10 protein-coding genes are annotated in these 18,407 nt (G+C 72.5%); 6 read left to right on the forward strand and 4 right to left on the reverse strand.

Annotated features, from left to right (window positions below):
• Positions 1-111 precede the first annotated feature (111 nt).
• From QE401_RS03105 to QE401_RS03120, 4 genes are all read left to right on the forward strand, one after another.
• Positions 112-6,897 carry a hypothetical protein gene (locus QE401_RS03105; RefSeq protein WP_307136801.1) on the forward strand — a complete coding sequence of 2,262 codons (6,786 nt, stop codon included), beginning with the start codon at positions 112-114 and terminating at the stop codon, positions 6,895-6,897.
• Positions 6,898-7,247: 350 nt separating this feature from the next.
• A complete protein-coding gene (locus QE401_RS03110; protein ID WP_307136802.1) occupies positions 7,248-9,551 on the forward strand; it encodes a tetratricopeptide repeat protein in 2,304 nt (767 codons plus the stop codon).
• Positions 9,552-9,658: 107 nt separating this feature from the next.
• Positions 9,659-10,282: a hypothetical protein gene (locus tag QE401_RS03115; protein WP_307136803.1), complete on the forward strand. Its 624-nt coding sequence runs from the start codon at positions 9,659-9,661 to the stop codon at positions 10,280-10,282.
• A gap of 165 nt (positions 10,283-10,447) precedes the next feature.
• The gene (locus tag QE401_RS03120) at positions 10,448-11,269 is read left to right on the forward strand and encodes an alpha/beta fold hydrolase (RefSeq protein ID WP_307136804.1); all 822 of its coding nucleotides are present in this window, start codon (positions 10,448-10,450) and stop codon (positions 11,267-11,269) included.
• Positions 11,270-11,343: 74 nt separating this feature from the next.
• Here QE401_RS03120 and QE401_RS03125 read toward each other — a convergent pair whose 3' ends face one another.
• A complete protein-coding gene (locus QE401_RS03125; protein ID WP_307136805.1) occupies positions 11,344-12,600 on the reverse strand; it encodes an alpha-hydroxy-acid oxidizing protein in 1,257 nt (418 codons plus the stop codon).
• A gap of 243 nt (positions 12,601-12,843) precedes the next feature.
• Between QE401_RS03125 and QE401_RS03130 the strand changes: the two genes are divergently transcribed.
• Complete coding sequence (locus QE401_RS03130) at positions 12,844-13,980, forward strand: sensor domain-containing diguanylate cyclase (protein ID WP_307136806.1); 1,137 nt, start codon at positions 12,844-12,846, stop codon at positions 13,978-13,980.
• A gap of 23 nt (positions 13,981-14,003) precedes the next feature.
• On the opposite strand, the gene QE401_RS03135 is transcribed toward QE401_RS03130, so the two are convergent.
• Together QE401_RS03135 and QE401_RS03140 are read right to left on the reverse strand one after the other, a co-directional pair.
• Entirely contained in the window at positions 14,004-15,584 is a 1,581-nt protein-coding gene (locus QE401_RS03135; RefSeq protein WP_307136807.1) for an aldehyde dehydrogenase (NADP(+)), read from the reverse strand.
• Positions 15,585-15,759: 175 nt separating this feature from the next.
• Positions 15,760-15,978 (reverse strand): hypothetical protein, encoded by a 219-nt coding sequence (locus tag QE401_RS03140; RefSeq protein ID WP_307136808.1) that lies wholly within the window; start codon positions 15,976-15,978, stop codon positions 15,760-15,762.
• Between the two features lie 213 nt (positions 15,979-16,191).
• On the opposite strand from QE401_RS03140, the gene QE401_RS03145 reads away from it, so the two are divergent.
• Positions 16,192-17,781 (forward strand): lyase family protein, encoded by a 1,590-nt coding sequence (locus QE401_RS03145; RefSeq protein WP_307136809.1) that lies wholly within the window; start codon positions 16,192-16,194, stop codon positions 17,779-17,781.
• A gap of 125 nt (positions 17,782-17,906) precedes the next feature.
• Here the strand turns inward: QE401_RS03145 and QE401_RS03150 are convergent, their stop codons facing one another.
• The gene (locus QE401_RS03150; RefSeq protein WP_307136810.1) at positions 17,907-18,350 is read right to left on the reverse strand and encodes a VOC family protein; all 444 of its coding nucleotides are present in this window, start codon (positions 18,348-18,350) and stop codon (positions 17,907-17,909) included.
• Positions 18,351-18,407 lie beyond the last annotated feature (57 nt).

Consider the following 18,407-nt stretch of genomic DNA (forward strand, 5'->3'; position numbering starts at 1 on the left):
TTTGTGTGGAATTTTGACGGTTTGGGCCGATAAAACCAAAAAACTCCACAAACGTCATCAAACCGTTATCGAAGCCGGGGATGCTCCGCCGCCTCTCAAGGACGGATTCCCATGGCGACGACAGTCTTCACCGATCTCCAGAGCCAGTCCCTCCCGGCCCTGCCGGGCGGCGCGGACCAGGCGCTGCGCTTCCCCGCCGCCACTGCGGAGGGCGGTTTCCACGTGCGGCCGGGCCTGTCGGGCAGCCTGACCAGCTACAGCCTGGTCTATGACCTGCTGATCCCCGCCGGCGCCGAGAGCCGCTTCACCGCGCTGCTGCAGACCGATCTCGGCAATGCCAGCGATGGCGACCTGTTCATCCGCAACGACACCGGCAGCGGCGGGATCGGCATCGGCGGCACCTATGAGGGCGAGATGGGCTTCGGCGCCTGGCACCGCCTGGCCTTCACCTTCTCCGATCTCGGCAATGGCAAGACGCTGCTGGCCAAGTACATCGATGGCGAACTGGCCGGCCGGCAGGAGGTGGAGACGGCGCGCTACGCCATCGACGGCCAGCAGGGTTTCCTGATCCTGGCCGATGAGGATGGCGAGACCAATGCCGGCGCGCTGGGCGGTTTCCTGTTCCAGCCCGGCGTGCTGAGCGCCGAGCAGGTCGCGGCGCTGGGCGGCCCGCGGAGCGGCGGCATCCTGCCGGAGGGCGAGGCCGCCACGGGCGCGACGCAGTTCGATTTCGCGGGCGGCGATCTCGGCGCCGGCTATGGCCCCGGCAGCCTGGCGCCGCGCGACCCGGCGCAGGCGGGCGAGGTGGGGGAGCTGGGCCAACTCGGCCTGCCGCCGCTGCCCGACGCGCCGGAAGGCGTGCTGCGCCACCCCGCCGCCGACAGCCAGCAGGGCTATCTGGTGAAGCCGGGCATCGCCGGCCCGATCACCAGCTACAGCCTGGTCTATGACCTGCAGATCGACCCGGCGAGCATGGCCAATTACGCCGCCCTGTTCCAGACCGATCTCAGCAATGGCAGCGATGCCGAGCTGTTCCTGCGCTGGACCGGGGAGGGGGTCTACGGCACCGGCATTTCCGGCCAGTATGAAGGCGCCGCCAGCGGCGCCGGCTGGCACCGCATCGGCTTCACCCTGGCCGACCAGGGCGACGGCAATTCGCTGCTGATGAAATACATCGACGGCGTGCTGGTCGGGCAGCAGAGCGTCTCCACCGCGCGCTTCACCATCGATGGCGATCGCGGCTTCCTGCTGCTGACCGATGAGGATGGCGAGGTCGCCGCCGGCTTCCTGGCCGGTTTCGCCTTCACCGATGTGGCGCTCTCGGCGGCGCAGATGCAGGCGCTGGGCGGCACGCAGCCGGGCGGCATCTTCGCCGCCGGCAGCGCGCCCGGCCATGCCACCCAGTTCGATTTCGAGGGCGGCGATTTCGCCGCCAGCTTCGGCGACGGCACGATGAACCGCCGCACCGTCGATGGCAGCGTCATCGGCGAGGCCGGCCAGCTGGGCGCGACGCCGCTGCCCGGCAGCCGCAACGAAGCGGTGATCGGCTTCCCCGCGACCGAGCCGGGCGATGGCTATGCCATCCTGCCGGGCGGCGAGGCGCCGCTCTCCAGCTACACCCTGGTCTATGACCTGCTGATCCCGCAGGGGCAGGCGGGCGAGTATGGCGCCCTGCTGCAGACCGGCCGCGAGAATGGCGGCGATGCCGAGCTGTTCCTGCGGCTGGCGGCGGATGGCACGATCGGCCTCGGCATCGCCGGCCAGTATGATGGCGCGATGCGCTTCGACAGCTGGCACCGTGTCGCCATCACCGTGCAGGATGCCGGCGACGGCACGGCGCGGCTCGGCAAATATATCGACGGCGTCAAGGTCGGCGAGCAGAGCGTCGATGCGGCGCGCTTCACCATCGACGCCGCGAAGGGCTTCATGGTCTTCGCCGATGATGATGGCGAGACCTGGTCGGGCTGGCTGAACAGCCTGCATGTCACCGACCGCGCCATGGCGGAGGGCGAGATCGCGGCGCTTGGCGGCGCGCAGGCCGGCGGCGTGCTGCCCACCGCCCCGGCCGAGGGCCACGCCACCCAGTTCGACTTCACCGGCGGCGCGCTGAGCCCGAGCTATGGCGAGGGGCAGATGGTGGAGGTCGGCCTCTCTGCCGGCCCGGTGCTGCTGCGGGGCCTGGCCGACCAGCGCGTCACGCCGGCGCAGCAGAGCCTGGAGCTCGATCTCGACGGCGTCTTCCAGGGCGAGGGGCTGAACTACAGCGTCACCACCTCGGATGGCCGCACGGTGACGGGCGCCACGGTGCAGGATGGCAGGCTGGTGCTGAGCCTCGGCGCCATCGGCTATGACGATGTCACCCTCACCGCGACCGATGCGGCGGGCAACAGCGTCTCCGACAATTTCCGCCTGCGCATGGCGGGGGAGAATGCCTACACCATCGCGGTGATGCCCGACACGCAGGATTACGTCTTCGCCGGCAATGGCCAGAAGATCCTGAACGGCATGACGCAATGGCTGGCCGACAATGCCGCGACGATGAATCTGCGCTTCGTGATGAGCGTGGGCGATGTCGTGGCCAGCAACCAGCCGGCGCAATGGGACATCGCCAAGCAGGCCTTCGCCACGCTGAACGGCATCACCCCGTACTCGGTGCTGCCGGGCAATCACGACCAGGGCAGCAATGGCAGCGCCAACCAGTACACCTCGCTGCTGGACCAGTATTTCACCGCCGACTACATGCGCGAGCATTCGACGCTGGGCGGCACCTATGACCAGGAAGCCGGCTCCACCAACAATGCCTGGTACGGTTTCGAGGGCGCCGACGGCACGCAATGGATCGTGCTGGCGCTGGAATTCGGCGCACGCGACGATGTGCTGCGCTGGGCCGGCGAGGTGCTGGATGCCCACCCGCAGGCGCGCGCCATCCTGACCACCCACCACTACACCAATATGGGCACGCGCGCCGACAACTACTCCGGCCCGCTCTTCGCCGAGGGCACCGGCAAGGATTACGGCATCGGCAGCAGCGCCGAGAACGCCAATGACGGCGAGGATATGTGGCAGGGCTTCGTCTCGAAGCACAGCAACATCTCCTTCGTCTTCTCCGGCCATGTGTTCGGCGACGGGGCGGAGACCATCGTCAGCTACAACGAGGCCGGCCAGCCGGTCTACCAGATGTTCGTCAACTACCAGAACGGCGTGGCGACCGAGGTCACCGGCAATGGCAACCCGGCCGAGGGCGGCAATGGCGGCAATGGCGCCATCCGCCTGGTGACCATCGACCCCGACAACAACGCCGTCTACACCGAGACCTATCTGAGCGCGAAGGGCGAGTACCTGACCGGCGCGCGCGGCGATGCCGAGCCCTCGCGCGATGGCTCCGGCGGCGGCGCCGGCGGCCCGCAGATCCCGATCCAGCCGATCCAGTTCGGCAGCACCACCGAGCTCGGCCTGCCCGCCCTGCCGGATGGCGAGGGCCACGCGATCAGCGCGCCGAAATTCGACCCGAATAACGGGTTGCGGGTGAAGCCGGGCTTCGCCCCGGCCGATGGCGGCGGCAATTTCGACGCCTACACCCTGGTCTATGACCTCCATCTGCCGGAGCAGGGCGGTCTGGCCTCGCTGTTCCAGAGCGACCTGAACAACATCACCGATGGTGATCTCTGGCTGAACTTCCGCGACGGCCACGCGCTGATCGGCACCGATGGCCAGGATGAGGGACGGCTGCCGCTGGAGGGCTGGCATCGCCTCGCCATCACGCTGGAGCGGATCGGCGAGGGCGGCTCGACCTTCACCATGAACAAGTATGTCGACGGCGTGCTGCAGGGCAGCCAGACCGTCGGCGCCGCCTACAATATCGGCGAGCAGGGCTTCCTGATCTTCGCCGATGACAGCGGCGAGACGCCGCTGTTCTCGCTTTCCTCCTTCGCCTTCCTCGACACCGCGCTGAGCGGCGAGCAGGTGGCGGCGCTGGGCGGCGTCACCGCTGCCGGCCCCTTCGCGGCGCCGCCCGCCGGCGCGCGCGGCGTGCAGTTCGATTTCGAGGGCGGCGACCTCGCCCCGAGCTTCGGCGATGGCAGCCTGTCGCAATCGATCGGCAGCGGCGGCCAGCAGCAGCTGACCGGGCGCTATCGCGAGCATGAGGAGACGCTGCTGGGCGCCGATCTTGGCACGCCGGGCGTGCAGTTTCGCGCCAGGGCCGGCGATGACCAGGTGGTGGAGGCCGCCGGCGCGGAGGGCGCGCTGGTGATGCTGGATGGCAGCCGCTCGGTCGACGCGCTGCGCCAGGTGGTGCGCTATGAGTGGCTGGACGCCGATGGCACGGTGATCGCGACCGGCGCGCGGGCGGAGCTGTCGCTGGAGGCCGGGCTGCACCGGCTGACGCTGCGCGCGACCGATGCGCGCGGCACCGCCAGCACCGATGCGGTGAAGATCGCCGTCACCGATGGCGACACGCTGTTCTTCGACAATTTCGACGATGGCGACGCGCTGGGCTGGCGCAGCCCGGGCGGCAATTGGCAGGTCAAGGGCAGCGTGCATTCGCGCGACGTCGCGATCGAGGGCATCGCGGCGCCCGAGGGCATGCTGCGCGCCTATGATGGCGCCTCCGGCATCATGAGCTGGCAGGGCCAGGGCAGCGCCGAATGGTCGGGCTACACCGTCTCCGCCACGCTGCAGGCCGAGGACCAGCGCGCCTTCGGCCTGGTCGCCTACTACCAGGACGATGCCAACCACTACCGGCTGAGCTTCGATGTGGCGCGGCATGAGCGGCTGCTGGTCAAGGTGCAGAATGGCACCGAGACGGTGCTGGCGCGCGAGACCGCGACCAGCCCCTTCGACCGCGACATGGCGGTGGAGCTGGCGCTGCGGGACGGCCAGCTGCTGGCGACCCTGGATGGCGAGGCGCTGTTCGGCGGCCCGGTGCGCGACGCCACGGCGCCGCTCTCCGGCGGCACGGTCGGCTTCTACAGCGAGGGGCAGCGCCAGGTGCTGTTCGACGACCTGATGGTGCACAAGGGCACGCTGCTGGCCGATGCCGGCAAGGCGGTGCGCGTCATCGACAGCGATGGCGACGGGGTGGCGGAGATCGATCTCTCGGCGCTCGCCAGCCTCGGCCTGGACGAGGCCAGCACCATCCGCTGGAGCCTGGACGGACAGACCCTGGCCGAGGGGGCGGAGGCGCGCGTCACGCTCGGCACCGGCACGCATCTGCTGCGCCTCGACCTCGACGGCGCGGGCGGGCATGACAGCGACATGGTGCAGGTCACCGTCACCGCCGCCGAGGATCTGCTGCTGCGCGAGGATTTCTCGGCCGGCAGCCCCGCCGGCTGGCGCTTCGTCGATGAGGGCGAGATCGGCCTGGAGGCGCAGTGGAGCGTGGTGGACGGGGCGCTGCAGCAGAGCTCCAACCGCTACAGCCGCCAGCTCGGCGGCAGCGGCGACACGGCGCCGAGCTCGGAATGGAACCTGAACTGGAGCCCGCTCGGCGATGGCATCTTCGCCCTGCGCAAGGGCAGCTATGCGGTCTATGAGGGGGAGGGGGCGTCCGCCTGGGCCGATTACGCGGTGGAGCTGCGCTTCACCGCGCCTTCCGGCGGCGGCGCCGGTGTGCTGCTGCACTACAAGGACGCGAAGAACTACTACAAGCTGGAATTCGACAACCAGACCGGCCTGGCGCAGCTCTTCAGCCTGAAGGACGGCATCGAGCAGACGTTGTGGCAGGGTCCGGTGCGCTACGATGCCGATGGCGACAACCATCTGCGCACCGAGATCGCCGGCGGCCGGCTGCAGGCCTGGCTGGACGGCACCGCGCTGTTCACCAGGCCGATCGAGATCCACGACACCGAGCAGGGCAGCGTCGCGCTCTACAATTGGGGCAATGCCGGCATCCGCTATGATGATGTGCAGGTGACGCGGCTGGAGGCGGCGCCGGGGGTGCGGCAGGTGCTGGGCGGCGCCGGCGACGACCTGCTGCAGGCCGGCAGCGGCAATGTGCTGGTCGATGGCAAGGCGGGCCACGACACGGTGGTGCTGGGCGGCGCGATCGCCGACTACCAGATGCTGCGCCAGGGCGACGAGCTGATGCTGAGCGCCGAGGCGGGCGCGGTGACGCTGCGCAATATTGAGGCGGTGCGCTTCGCCGATGGGCTGGTCGATCTCGCGGGCCCGGGGCTGTTCGACGCGCTGCACTACATGCAGGCCAATCCGGATGTGCTGGCCTCCGGCCTGTCGGCGGCAGCGCATTACCAGCAATTCGGCTGGCGCGAGGGGCGCGACCCCAATGCGGTGTTCTCCACCAGCGGCTATCTCTCGGCGCATGGCGATGTGGCGGCGGCCGGCATCGACCCGCTGCAGCACTATCTGCAGTTCGGCGCGCGGGAAGGGCGCGACCCCTCGGCGCAGTTCGACGCGCAGGGCTATCTGGCGCGCAACGCCGATGTGGCCGAGGCCGGCATCGGCGCGCTGGAGCATTACCTGCATTTCGGCCTGGCCGAGGGCCGCGGCGCCAGCCCCGCCATCGGCCAGCGCATCGAGGCCGGGTTCGACGCGGAATACTACCTGCTAGCCAATGCCGATATCGGCGCGGCGGGGCTGGATGCGCGCAGCCACTGGCTGCAATTCGGCCAGGCGGAGGGGCGCAATCCCAACGCCCATTTCGACACCGATTTCTATCTGGCGGCCAATCAGGATGTCGCGGCGGCGGGGGTCGACCCGCTGGCGCATTACATGAGCTTCGGCTGGAAGGAGGGCCGCGATCCCTCCGCCGGCTTCGATGCCGAGGCCTATCTGCGCGCCCATGCCGATGTCGCCGCGGCCGGGGTGAACCCGCTGGAGCATTACCTGGTCTTCGGCCATCTGGAGGGCCGGGCGCTGAGCGACCAGCCGCTGGGCTGAGCGGGGGGCGGGCGCAGCCCGCCCGCCCTCCGGTTGCGGGCGCCGTGCCGGGAGCGATCCCGGCATGGCGCTCCGGGCCGGGCGGCAAGGCCGCATGGCGGCGTTCGCAATTCTCCAATAAGAATAGTTATGTAAAATTCTTTGGGTGCTGGGCGGCGCCGGCCTTTTTGCGGCGCGCCGACCGCCCGCGCGTCAGGCGCCTTGCCAGCCGCGCTTGCCTCCTTCCGCCGGGTATGAATTAACGGGACGACATATCCAGGGCCTGGCCCTGCAAGCCGGATCTTTCGTCCCATGCCGCCTGCCTCGCCTTCGCTGCCTGTCGCGCCGAACAGTGCCGGGGCGTCCTGCGCATGACGGGCGTCGCGCTGCTGGAACAGGCCGAGGCGGCGCTGCGGCGCGGCGACGGCGCGGAGGCCGAGGCTCTGCTCCGCCGCGCCGCCGAAGGTCCGCGCCCCGGCCGCGCGCGGCTGCGCCTGGCCCGGCTGCTGCTCGACCAGGAGCGGCTGGCGGAGGCGGAGGCGCCTCTCCAGGCCCTGCTGTCCGCCCAGCCCGCCCCCGGCGAGGCGCTGGGCCTGCTGGCCGAGCTGCGCCAGCGCCAGGGCGCCCTGGCGGAGGCCGAGGCGGCGCTGCGCCAATGGCAGGGCGGGCAGCCGGAAGCGCTGAGCCCGGCACTGGCCCTGGCCCGGCTGCTGCGCCACCAGGGACGCGACGCGGCGGCGCTGGCCGGCCTGCAGGCGGCGCGGCTGCACCACCCCGACAACCCCAAGCTGCTGCTGCCCCTGGCCGAGCTGCTGCAGCGCTGCGGCCGGCCGGCCGAGGCCGCGCCGCTGCTGGCGCGGCTCGGCACCGTGCCGCATGGCCCCGCCAGCGGGCTGCGCCTGGCGAAGTTGCTGCTGGCCGCGGAACAGCCCGCAGCGGCCGAGACCCTGCTGCGCAGCCTGGCGGAGCAGGCGCCGCGGCCCGCCGTGCTGGAGATGCTGGGCCGCCTGCTGGAGCGCCGGGGCCAGAGGGCGGAGGCCGAGGCGGTGCAGCGCCGGCTGCTGGCCGCGGCCGATGATCCGGTGCCGCCGGCGCTGCGTCTGGCCCGGCGGCTCACCGCCGATGGCCGGGTTGCGGAGGCCGCAGCCCTGCTGCAGGCGCGGCTGGCGGACGCGCCCGAGCAGCCGCAGCTGCTCCTGGCCCTCGCCCGGCTGCGTCTGCGGCAGCATGAGGACGAGGCGGCGCTGGCCCTCTTCGAGCGTGCCGTGGCGCAGGCCGGGGCCCCGGCCGAGGCCTGGATCGGCCTGGCGCGCGCCTCGGCGCGCCTGTTGCCGATGGTCGAGGTGCTGGAGCGGCTTCGCCGGGCCCGTCGCGTCGCCGCCCCCCATCCCGGGCTGGACCGGGAGCTGGCGAGCAAGCTGCTGCGTTTCGGCGCCTGGGACGAGGCGGAACGCCTCCTGGCCACGGCCAGGGCCCGCTTCCCGGAGGATGCGGAGCTGCTCCGCCTCCGCCAGCGCCTGGTCCTGCTGAAAGGCGGCCATGCCGAGGCCGAGGCGCTGATCCAGGACCTGCCCGCCGCCACGCCGGCGCAGCGCCAGCTCCGGCTGCGCCTCCTGGCCGGGCTGCGCAAGGCGCAATGGCGGCTGGAGGAAGCGCTGGCGCTGCAGGAGCAGGCCAGCGCCGCGGAGGGCGCGCAGGCCCAGGATTTCCGCAGCCTGGCCGAGCTGCGGCTGATGACACTCGACACGCCGGGGGCGCGAAGGGCCCTGGCGCGCGCGCTGCAGCTCGACCGCCACAGGCGGCAGAGCAATGTGTCACAGAGCCTGGCTGGCGAGATCCTGAACGATTTCGCGACGGATTCCGAGGCGCTGGAGGCCGCGCGGGCGGCGCGCGGGCTGCAGGATTGGCGGCAGGTCCTGGACAGCTTCCCCCACCATACCGGCTGCGCCATGGCCTTCCTGATCGCCCTGCGCCGCGAAGGGCTGCTGGCGCCGCGGCCGGCGGGCTCCGGCCAGGCCATCCCGCGCCGCATCCACCAGTTCTGGGACGCGCCGCCGCCCCCGGCGGATGTCGCGGCGCTGGTCGGCAGCTGGCAGGCCTGCAACCCGGGATGGGAGCACCGGCTCTACTCGGCCGAGGCGGCGCGCGGCATCCTGGCCGCGCAGCCCGATGCCCGGCTGCTGCGCGCCTTCCGGCGGCTGCCCTCGGTGACCGGCCAGGCGGATCTGTTCCGCCTGGCATTGCTCTTCAGCGAAGGGGGCGTCTATGCCGATGCCGATGACCGCTGCGTGGCGCCGCTGGACGGGCTGGTGGCCGGGCGCGAGCTGGTGCTGCGGCAGGAGCATTACGGCTCCGCCGGCAACAACATCATCGCCGTGCGGCCGCGCCACCCGGTGATCGGCGCGGCGCTGGAGCAAGCGGTGCAGGCCGTGCTGCGCGGCGACCGCGAATCGATCTGGCTGTCCAGCGGACCCGGGCTGCTGACTCGCTGCCTGGCGGCGCATCTCGCGGCGGATGCGGCGCATCTGGAACAGCTGGGCCAGGGCGTGCTGCTGCTCGACCTGCATGAGATGCAGCGCCACTGCGTCTCCGGCTGCAATGCCTCCTACAAGCAGTCGCCGGACTACTGGCAGGCGCGCGAATTCCAGCGTCAGGACGGGCCGGCGGCGCGCTGAGCCATGGCCGCGCCTGCGCCGCGCTTCACGCAGCCTTGTCCGCCCCCTGTCGCATTGCCGCCCGATTTGGCCGTTGCTCTGGCGCGATCGTTCAGGAGAGGAAACCGATGCGCCCGATCATGCACGCCCTGCTCGCCGGCTGCGCCCTGCTGCCGCTGACCGCTGCCTCCGCCCTGGCCCAGAACGCCGCCCCGCTGCCGCAGCCGGGCGCCGGCGCGCCGCCGCCGCGGCTGGTGATCGGCGCGCCCGGGCGCTGCGAGATGACGGTGGAGGGCGATCCGCGCCCCTGCACCAGCGGGCTGGTCTATGTGCAGAACGCGCAAGGGGTGATCCTGCTCTCGGTGCAGTCGGGGCCCGAGGTGACCATCGGCTTCCAGGTGGCGAGCGACCGCCAGCCGCGGCCGGAGGAATACCACATGACGCTGTCGCGCATGCACACCTCGATCAATGGCCAGACCGCCGCCAAGGATGTCGAGGGCAGCTGCGAGCTGAGCCTGTCGACCGATGGGCAGATCTGGCACCGCGCCGTCTGCCGCGCGACGGATCGCAGCCGGCGCACCACGGTGGTGACCTTCACCGGCAATGGCCAGCCGGTGCGCGCGGCGCGGCCGGGGCAGGAGGACGCGCCCCAGGGCGGTGCGGCGCCCGATGGCGCCGCCCCGGGTGGCGCGCCGCAGGATCAGGCGCCGCGGCCCGCCGCGCCGCAGGCACCGGCCGGCCGGCCGGGCTGAGCGCCGGAACACGTTCCGGCCAGCGCCATTGCGTTTCGGCAACGGCAGAACACGTTCGCCCTGGACAAGCGCGCGGGGGGAAGCGGCCGTAGGGTGCGGCCACCGGGTGGCGGCCCGCGATCGGCGCGGCGCCGCATCCGCCCCGCCCGCACAGGAGATCCGTGCATGCCTCGCTTCACCGCCAAGGACGGCACCAGCCTCTACTACAAGGATTGGGGCAGCGGCCGCCCCGTGGTCTTCAGCCATGGCTGGCCGCTGTCGAGCGATGCCTGGGAGGCGCAGATGCACTTCCTGGCCGGCCAGGGCTTCCGCTGCATCGCGCATGACCGGCGCGGCCATGGACGTTCCGAGCAGCCCTATGCCGGCAACGAGATGGATACCTATGCCGACGATCTCTACACGCTGCTCGAGCTGCTCGACCTGAAGGATGCCGTGCTGGTCGGCCATTCCACCGGCGGCGGCGAGGTGGCGCACACCATCGGCCGGCACGGCACCAGCCGCATCGCCAAGGCCGTGCTGGTCGGCGCGGTGACGCCGAGCATGGTGAAGAGCGCCAGCAACCCCGATGGCGTGCCGATGGAGGTGTTCGACGGCATCCGCGCCGGCCTGCTGAAGGACCGTTCGCAGCTGTTCCACGACTTCACCGACCCGTTCTTCGGTGGCAACCGCCCCGGCCACCAGGTCAGCCAGGGCATGCGCGACAGCTTCTGGGTGCAGGGCATGGCCGCCGGCCTGACCAATCTGTATGACTGCGTGAAGGCCTTCTCGGAGACCGATTTCACCGAGGATCTGCGCCGCATGGACATCCCCGTGCTGGTGATCCATGGCGATGACGACCAGATCGTGCCGATCGACATCACCGCCCGCCGCGTGCTGACCCTGGCGCCGAAGGCGGAGCTGAAGGTCTATCCGGGCGGCTCGCACGCCCTGGCCGACACGATGCGCGACAGGCTGAACGCCGACCTGCTGGCGTTCCTGCGCGGCTGAACCCTGGCGGAGGGGGCGCGGCCGCGCCCCCTTCCCTCGCCTGCCTGCCCCCGCCCCTGCCCCTGGCCCCCGCCTCAGGCCAGCAGGTTGCGGTCCAGCCCCGCCAGATCGGCCTGCCCGGCGAGCGCCAGGGTCAGGTCCAGCTCCGCCGCCAGGGCCTGCAGCACGGCGCGCACCCCCGCCTCGCCGCCCAGCGCCAGGCCATAGACATAGGGCCGGCCCAGCAGCACCGCGCGGGCGCCGAGCGCCAGCGCCTTGGCGATGTCGGCCCCGGTGCGGATGCCGCCATCGAACAGCACCGGCACCCTGCCCCCCACCGCCTGCACCACCGGCCCCAGCGCGTCCAGCGAGGCGATGGCGCCATCCACCTGCCGCCCGCCATGGTTGGAGACGATGACGCCATCCATCCCGGCGGCGAGCGCCCGCTGCGCATCCTCCGGGTGCAGGATGCCCTTCAGCAGGATCGGCAGCCGCGTCATCCGCCGCAGCCGCGGCAGGTCGGCCCAGGTCAGGTCGGGGCGCGAATACAGCGCGATGAAGCGGCGCACCGCCTGCACCGCCGCGGCCGGATCGGCCAGCGCCGCCCGCGTGCCGAGCGGCCAGTGGCGCAGCAGCTCCAGCAGCGCCGGCAGGGCGCGCAGCCCGACCGGCGGCCGCTCCGCGCCATCCTCGGCCGGCAATGGCAGGGTCGGGAACACCGGGTCGGACAGGTAATTGGCCAGGCCGCGGCCGCGCAGGAAGGGCAGATAGGCGCCATCCAGATCCATCGGCCGCCAGCCGAGCTGGGTGGTGTCCAGCGTCACCACCACCGCCTCATAGCCCGCCGCCTCGGCGCGGCGCAGGAAGCTCCCGGCCAGCGCGTCGCTGGCCGACCAGTAGAGCTGGAACCAGCGCGGCCCGGCGCCGCCGGCCTCGGCGATGGCCTCGATCGGGTGCGAGGCCTGGCTGGAGGCGATGAAGGGCAGCCCCTCGGCCGCGGCGGCGCGGGCGGCGGCGAGATCCGCCTGGCGATGCGCCAGCTCCAGCACGCCGATCGGCGCCAGCAGCAGCGGCAGCGGCAGGGTGCGGCCGAACAGCGTCACCGAGAGGTCGCGCCGCGACACGTCGCGCAGCATGCGCGGCACCAGGGCGTGGCGGTCGAAGGCGGCGCGGTTGGCCGCCATGGTCCGCCCCGCCCCGGCGCCGCCCGCCACATAGGCCCAGGCGCGGCGGCTCATGCGCCGCTCCGCCGCGCGCTCCAGCGCCTCGGCCGCGACCGGCAGGGCGGGGCGCCGCCCGGCGAAGCCGCCGGTGAAGATGCGCGCCTGAAGGCGGCGGCCGAAGCCTGTCATGGTCCCTGCTCCCCGCTCCCTGCACGCGGCCGAGCATGGGTGAGGCCGGCGCCGGCGGCAACCGCGCGCCGCCTGCGGCGTCATCCCTCCGGAAGGTCGGCGGCATCCGGCGCGGCCCCGGGCGCGGCCCCGGGCGGGCTGACCCGTCCGGCGCGATCCCCTATGCTGGCCGCAAGGGCCGCCGCGGCCGAGGGCGCGGGCGGCCCATGCCGCCGGGCTCACCGGCGCAGCGGAGGACAGGCGATGCAGGAGCAGCAGGGCATCATCACCGGAGCCGGGGCGAGCATGGCGGCGCCCGGCAGCGCCGCGCAGATCATCCCGCCCTTCCCGGTGCCGGCGAATGAAGCGGAGCGGCTGGCGGCGCTGCGCAGCTACCAGGTGCTGGACGCCGTCTGCGAGACCGCCTTCGACAACATCGCCCGGCTGGCGGCGCAGATCACCGGCAGCCCGATCTCGCTGATCACCTTCCTGGATGCCGAGCGGCAATGGTTCAAGGCGCGCATCGGCCTTGACCTGACCGACGCGCCGCGCAGCCTGTCCTTCTGCACCCATGCCATCATGACGCCGGACGAGGTGATGGTGGTGCCGGACACGCGGCAGGATCCGCGCTTCGCCGAGAACCCCTATGTCACCAACCAGCCGCCGATGCGCTTCTATGCCGGGGCGCCGCTGGTCAATCCGGACGGCGCCGCGCTCGGCACGCTCTGCGTGCTCGACTGCCAGCCGCGCGAGCTGAGCGGCGAGGCGCGGCAGACGCTGCGGCTGCTGGCCGAGATGGTGATCACCACGCTGGAGCTGCGCCGCGCCACGCGCCGCATCCACGACCTGGCGGTGCAGGACGCGCTGACCGGCATCGGCAACCGCATCGCCCTGATCAGCGGGGTGGAGGCGGCGATCGCCGAGGCGCGCCAGGGTGGCCCTGACGGGGGGCGCGGCTTCGCCCTGGTCTATCTCGACCTCGACGGCTTCAAGGCGGTGAATGACCGCCAGGGCCATTCGGCCGGCGACCGCGTGCTGCAGGAGGTGGCGCGCTGCCTGGCCGGGCTGGCGCCCCCCGGGGCGCTGGCGGCGCGGCTGGGCGGCGACGAATTCGCCCTGCTGCTGCCCGGCGCCGGGCAGGAGGCGGCGGAGCAGATGGCCGAGCGCGCCCGCGCCGCCATCGCCGCGCGCATGGCGGAAATCGGCCAGGCGGTCACCGCCTCGGTCGGCGCGGTGGGCTTCGCGCAGCCGCCGGCCTCGGCCGATGCGGCGCTGGCCTCGGCCGATCTGCTGATGTACGCGGCCAAGGCCGGCGGCAAGAACCGCGTGCAGGCGCTGCCCGCCGCGGCGGCGGCCGCCTGGCAGGACAGCGCCCTGCTGCAGGGGCGCGGGGCGGGCTGAGAGCCCGCCGCCGCGCCGTCCTCTCAGTCGCGGCCCAGCACGCCGTCGGTGCGGCGCCACAGCCCCATCGGGTTGCCCTGGCGCAGCGCCTCGGGCAGCAGCGAATCGGGGAAGTCCTGGTAGCTCACCGGGCGCAGGAAGCGCCGGATCGCCAGCGTGCCGACCGAGGTGGTGCGGCCATCCGAGGTCGCCGGCCACGGCCCGCCATGCACCATGGCGTGGCCGACCTCGACACCGGTCGGGTAGCCATTGACCAGGATGCGGCCGACCTTGCGCTCCAGCACCGGCACCAGGCGGCGCGCCAGCTCGAGATCGCCCTCCTCCATCTGGATGGTGGCGGTCAGCTGGCCCTCGATCTGCTGCGCCAGGCGCAGCATCGTCGCCTCGTCCGGGCAGCGGATGATCAGCGAGGCGGCGCCGAACACCTCCTCCAGCAGCGAATGGTCGGCGGCGAAATGCTCGGCCGTGGTGCTGAACAGGGCGGCGCGGCCCTGATAGGGGCCGGGGCCGGCGACGCCCTCGGCCAGGGTCTGCACCCGGTTGTTGCTGGCCAGACGGGCCACGCCCTCGACATAGGCCTTGTGGATGCCGGGCGTCAGCATGGTCTGCGCCGCCGCGCCCTGCAGCGCGCCGGTCGCGGCCTGGGCGAAGGCGTCGAGCGCCGCGCCCTCCACGCCCAGCACCAGGCCCGGATTGGTGCAGAACTGGCCGGCGCCCAGCGTCAGCGAGCCGACGAAGCCCTGGCCGATCGCCGCGGCGCGCTTCGCCAGCGCGCCGGGCAGCAGGAAGACCGGGTTGATGCTGCTCATCTCGGCATAGACCGGGATGGGCTGCGGGCGCGACTGCGCCACCTTCAGCAGCGCCGTGCCGCCGGCGAAGGAGCCGGTGAAGCCCACCGACTGGATGCGCGGATCGGCCACCAGCGCCGAGCCCACCTTGGCGCCCGAGCCGAACAGCAGGCTGAACACCCCCTCCGGCAGGCCGCACGCCTTGACGGCGGACTGGATGGCGCGGCCGACCAGCTCCGAGGTGCCGGGATGCGCCGAATGCGCCTTCACCACCACCGGGCAGCCGGCGGCCAGCGCCGAGGCGGTGTCGCCGCCGCCCACCGAGAAGGCGAGCGGGAAATTGCTGGCGCCGAACACGGCGACGGGGCCGACCGGGATCTGCCGCAGCCGGATATCGGCGCGCGGCAGGGGCTGGCGCTGCGGCTGGGCCGGGTCGATGCGGGCATCGAGCCAGCCGCCATCGCGCACCTCCTGGGCGAAGAGGCGCAGCTGGCCGACGGTGCGACCGCGCTCGCCCTCGATGCGGCCGCGCGGCAGGCCGCTCTCGGCGCAGGCGCGCTCCACCAGCTCGTCGCCGAGGTCGAGGATCGCCTGGGCGCAGGCTTCGAGGAAGGCCGCGCGCTGCGCCGGCGTGGTCTCGCGATAGGGGCCGAAGGCGGCCTCGGCCAGGGCGCAGGCGCGCTCCACCTCGGCCGCGCCGCCGCCGCCGAAGGCGGGCGCCATGGTCTCGCCCGTGGCAGGGTTGACGGCATGGATATCGCCCTCGGTCCCGCGCAGCGTCGCGGCGCCGATCAGCATCTCCCCGGTCACGGGCATGGCAGTCTCCTCACGCTTTGGCCAGGGCACGCGCGGACCGCCCGTGCCGTTGGCGCGCAGGAAACCCCATCCGGCCGCCCCCGCCTACCCCGCCAGGGGGTCCGGCGGGGTATGATGATACGATCTCTCGAAAGCGTGAGCGGCGTGGGGGGCGGACCCGCCCCCTCCCCCCGGCTCAGGCGGCGGGGCTGTCCGCCAGCGGCGCGGGGTGGCGGCGCTCATCCTCCCACATCAGGATCATGCTGGCGGCGCAGGCGAAGATGGCCAGCGCATGGCCCCAATGCTGATAGGCGGAGACCAGGGCGAGCAAGGTGCAGCCCAGCATGCAGAGCCAGGGATGGCTGCGCAGCATCTGGCCGAAGGGCGCGAGGAGGGCGGCGAAGATCTTCATCATGGGATGGACGCTCCTGCCCGCCGGGTTCCCGCCCTGCGGGATATGGTGACCCGGCCCCTCCTGCTTGCGCTTCGCGCGGGCCGCGGCGCAAGCGCGGCGCGGTGCCATGGCCAATTTGTCACGGCGCCGTGAGCCGCCCGCCAGCTTCCGCATTCCCGGCCAGGCGCTAGGCTGGCGCGCCGCGCCGGCGCGGCCGAAGCGGGAGGAAGCACCATGTCGAGATTCGGACCCTGCCTGGGCGCGCTGCTGCTGGGCTGCATGCCCCTGCTGGCCGCCCAGGCGCAGCCTGCGCAGAGCCCCGGACAGAACCGCATGACCCAGCCCGCCCCCGCCGCCGCGCCCGCCCCGGCCGCGCAGCCCCAGGCGCCGCGGCGCGACGAATTCTTCTGGCTGGGCGAGATCAACAAGGCCAGCGCCGTCATCAACACCGGGCAAGGGCTGCTCGACCGCGCGCTCGCGCCGCGCATCGCCGCCGGGCTGCAGCGCGTGCTGCAGGCGGGCGACCAGCCGGGCGGCCGCCGGCCCACGCTGGTCATCACCTTCGAGCCGCTGCTGATCGAGGCCGCCGGCGTGGAGGCCACGCTGCTGCATGCCGGGCGCTCCAGCCAGGACATGCTGTCCACCGTGCGCGCCGCCATGCTGCGCGACGCGCTGCTGGCGCTGTCCGACCAGCTGCGCCGCACCACCGCGACCATGCTGGCCCTGGCCGAGCGGCACCGCGAGACCGCCGTGCCCAACTACACCAATGGCGTCGCGGCGCAGCCCAACAGCTATGGCCATTACCTGCTCGGCCATATCGCCGGGCTGCAGCGCGATGCGGAACGTCTGCAGCAGGCCTTCGCGCGGCTCGACCGCTCGCCCATGGGCACCACCGTGCTGAACGGCACCAGCTGGCCACTGGACCGCGAGCGCATGGCGCGCGCGCTCGGCTTCCCGGCCGTGGTCGACAACGCCTATGACGCGGCGCAGATCGCGGCGGCCGAGATCCCCACCGAGCTCGGCGCCGTCACCACCGGCATGGCGCTGCATGCCGGCGCCTTCATCGAGGATGTGATGACGCAATATGCGCAGCCGCGTCCCTGGATCCTGCTGCAGGAGGGCGGCGGCAACACCTATGTCTCCAGCGCCATGCCGCAGAAGCGCAATCCCGGCCTGCTGAACGACACGCGCGGCCAGGCCTCCAACGTCATCGCCCTCGGCTTCGGCCGCGTGCTGCAGGCGCACAACATCCCGCCCGGCATGAACGACGCCAAGAGCGTGCGCGACAACACCGCGCTGCTGGCCGCCGCGGCGCGCATGCTGGAAAGCTGGGACCGCATCCTGGGCGCGCTGGTGATCAGCCCCGAGCGGGCGCTGGAGGAGCTGAACAGCGACTGGACCGCCTCGCAGGAGATCGCCGACATCCTGATGCGCCAGCATGGCCTGCCCTTCCGCGTCGGGCATCATTTCGCCTCGGCCATCGTCGACCACGCCAAGGCGCAGGACATCCGCCCCAGCGACTTCCCCTACGCCGAGGCGCAGCGGATCTATGCCGAGACGCTGCGGCATGAGATGGGCACGGCCGATGGCCAGCTGCCGATGAGCGAGGCCGCGTTCCGCGCCGCCCTCGACCCCGCCGCCATCATCCGCAACCGCGCCACCTCCGGCGGGCCGCAGCCGGCGGAGATGACCCGCATGCTGGCCGCGGCGCGGGAGAATCTGGCGGCGCAGCAGCGCTGGACCGAGGAACGCCGCGGCCGCATCGACGCGGCGCTGGCCGCGCTGGATGGCGAGTTCCGCAAGCTGCTGGCGCAGGCGAACTGAAGCGGCGGGACGGTCCGGCGGCGTCCGCCGCCGCCGCTGGCCGGCCCGCAGGCCGATCTCCGGCCAGGAGACCGGCGGCCGCCGTCACGCCGCATCCCGGCCCTGCTCCACAGGAGGCTCCGAGGTCACGATCGGGGGCGTGCGACCGTCACCCCGATCGCCTGCCCGAAGGACAGTTCCAGCGTGTGGCCATCCGGGTCGGCGATGTAGGTCCAGAGGCCGACCGGGGGCCCGTCATCGCGCGGCGCCGAGCGCAGGATGCCGCGGCGCCTGGCTTCGGCGGCGCGGCGATGGATCACCTCCGGGCTGGCGCAGGCAATGCCGATATGGCCGAAAGGCCCGAGCGGCGTGTCGCGAAGGCGGGACGAGCCGACCAGGACCAGCGCGAAGGGACGCAGGCCGTCGGCCAGCCAGGCGACCTCTTCGACATCGCCCCCGGCGGCCCGGCGATGGGCCAGCTGGAGATCGGCGAACTCCCGATAGAAGGCGATGCTGGCATCGAGGTCCCGGACCACGAGGGCGAGATGCGACAGGCCGAGATCGGTCGGGGTCGGGGGCGGTTGGGCCATGCTGCTTTCTCCTCTCCGCCCTCCCTGAGACATTGACAGGCCGAATGGAAATCCTCG

The sequence above is a fragment of the Pseudoroseomonas cervicalis genome (assembly GCF_030818485.1).
Lineage (GTDB): Bacteria > Pseudomonadota > Alphaproteobacteria > Acetobacterales > Acetobacteraceae > Pseudoroseomonas > Pseudoroseomonas cervicalis_A.

Excerpts from the sequence above, each read along its gene's own strand:
- QE401_RS03105 (WP_307136801.1), top strand. The coding sequence starts at position 112 with ATGGCGACGACAGTCTTCACCGATCTCCAGAGCCAGTCCCTCCCGGCC.
- QE401_RS03110 (WP_307136802.1), top strand. The coding sequence starts at position 7,248 with ATGACGGGCGTCGCGCTGCTGGAACAGGCCGAGGCGGCGCTGCGGCGC.
- QE401_RS03115 (WP_307136803.1), top strand. The coding sequence starts at position 9,659 with ATGCGCCCGATCATGCACGCCCTGCTCGCCGGCTGCGCCCTGCTGCCG.
- QE401_RS03120 (WP_307136804.1), top strand. The coding sequence starts at position 10,448 with ATGCCTCGCTTCACCGCCAAGGACGGCACCAGCCTCTACTACAAGGAT.
- QE401_RS03125 (WP_307136805.1), bottom strand. The coding sequence starts at position 12,600 with ATGACAGGCTTCGGCCGCCGCCTTCAGGCGCGCATCTTCACCGGCGGC.
- QE401_RS03130 (WP_307136806.1), top strand. The coding sequence starts at position 12,844 with ATGCAGGAGCAGCAGGGCATCATCACCGGAGCCGGGGCGAGCATGGCG.
- QE401_RS03135 (WP_307136807.1), bottom strand. The coding sequence starts at position 15,584 with ATGCCCGTGACCGGGGAGATGCTGATCGGCGCCGCGACGCTGCGCGGG.
- QE401_RS03140 (WP_307136808.1), bottom strand. The coding sequence starts at position 15,978 with ATGATGAAGATCTTCGCCGCCCTCCTCGCGCCCTTCGGCCAGATGCTG.
- QE401_RS03145 (WP_307136809.1), top strand. The coding sequence starts at position 16,192 with ATGTCGAGATTCGGACCCTGCCTGGGCGCGCTGCTGCTGGGCTGCATG.
- QE401_RS03150 (WP_307136810.1), bottom strand. The coding sequence starts at position 18,350 with ATGGCCCAACCGCCCCCGACCCCGACCGATCTCGGCCTGTCGCATCTC.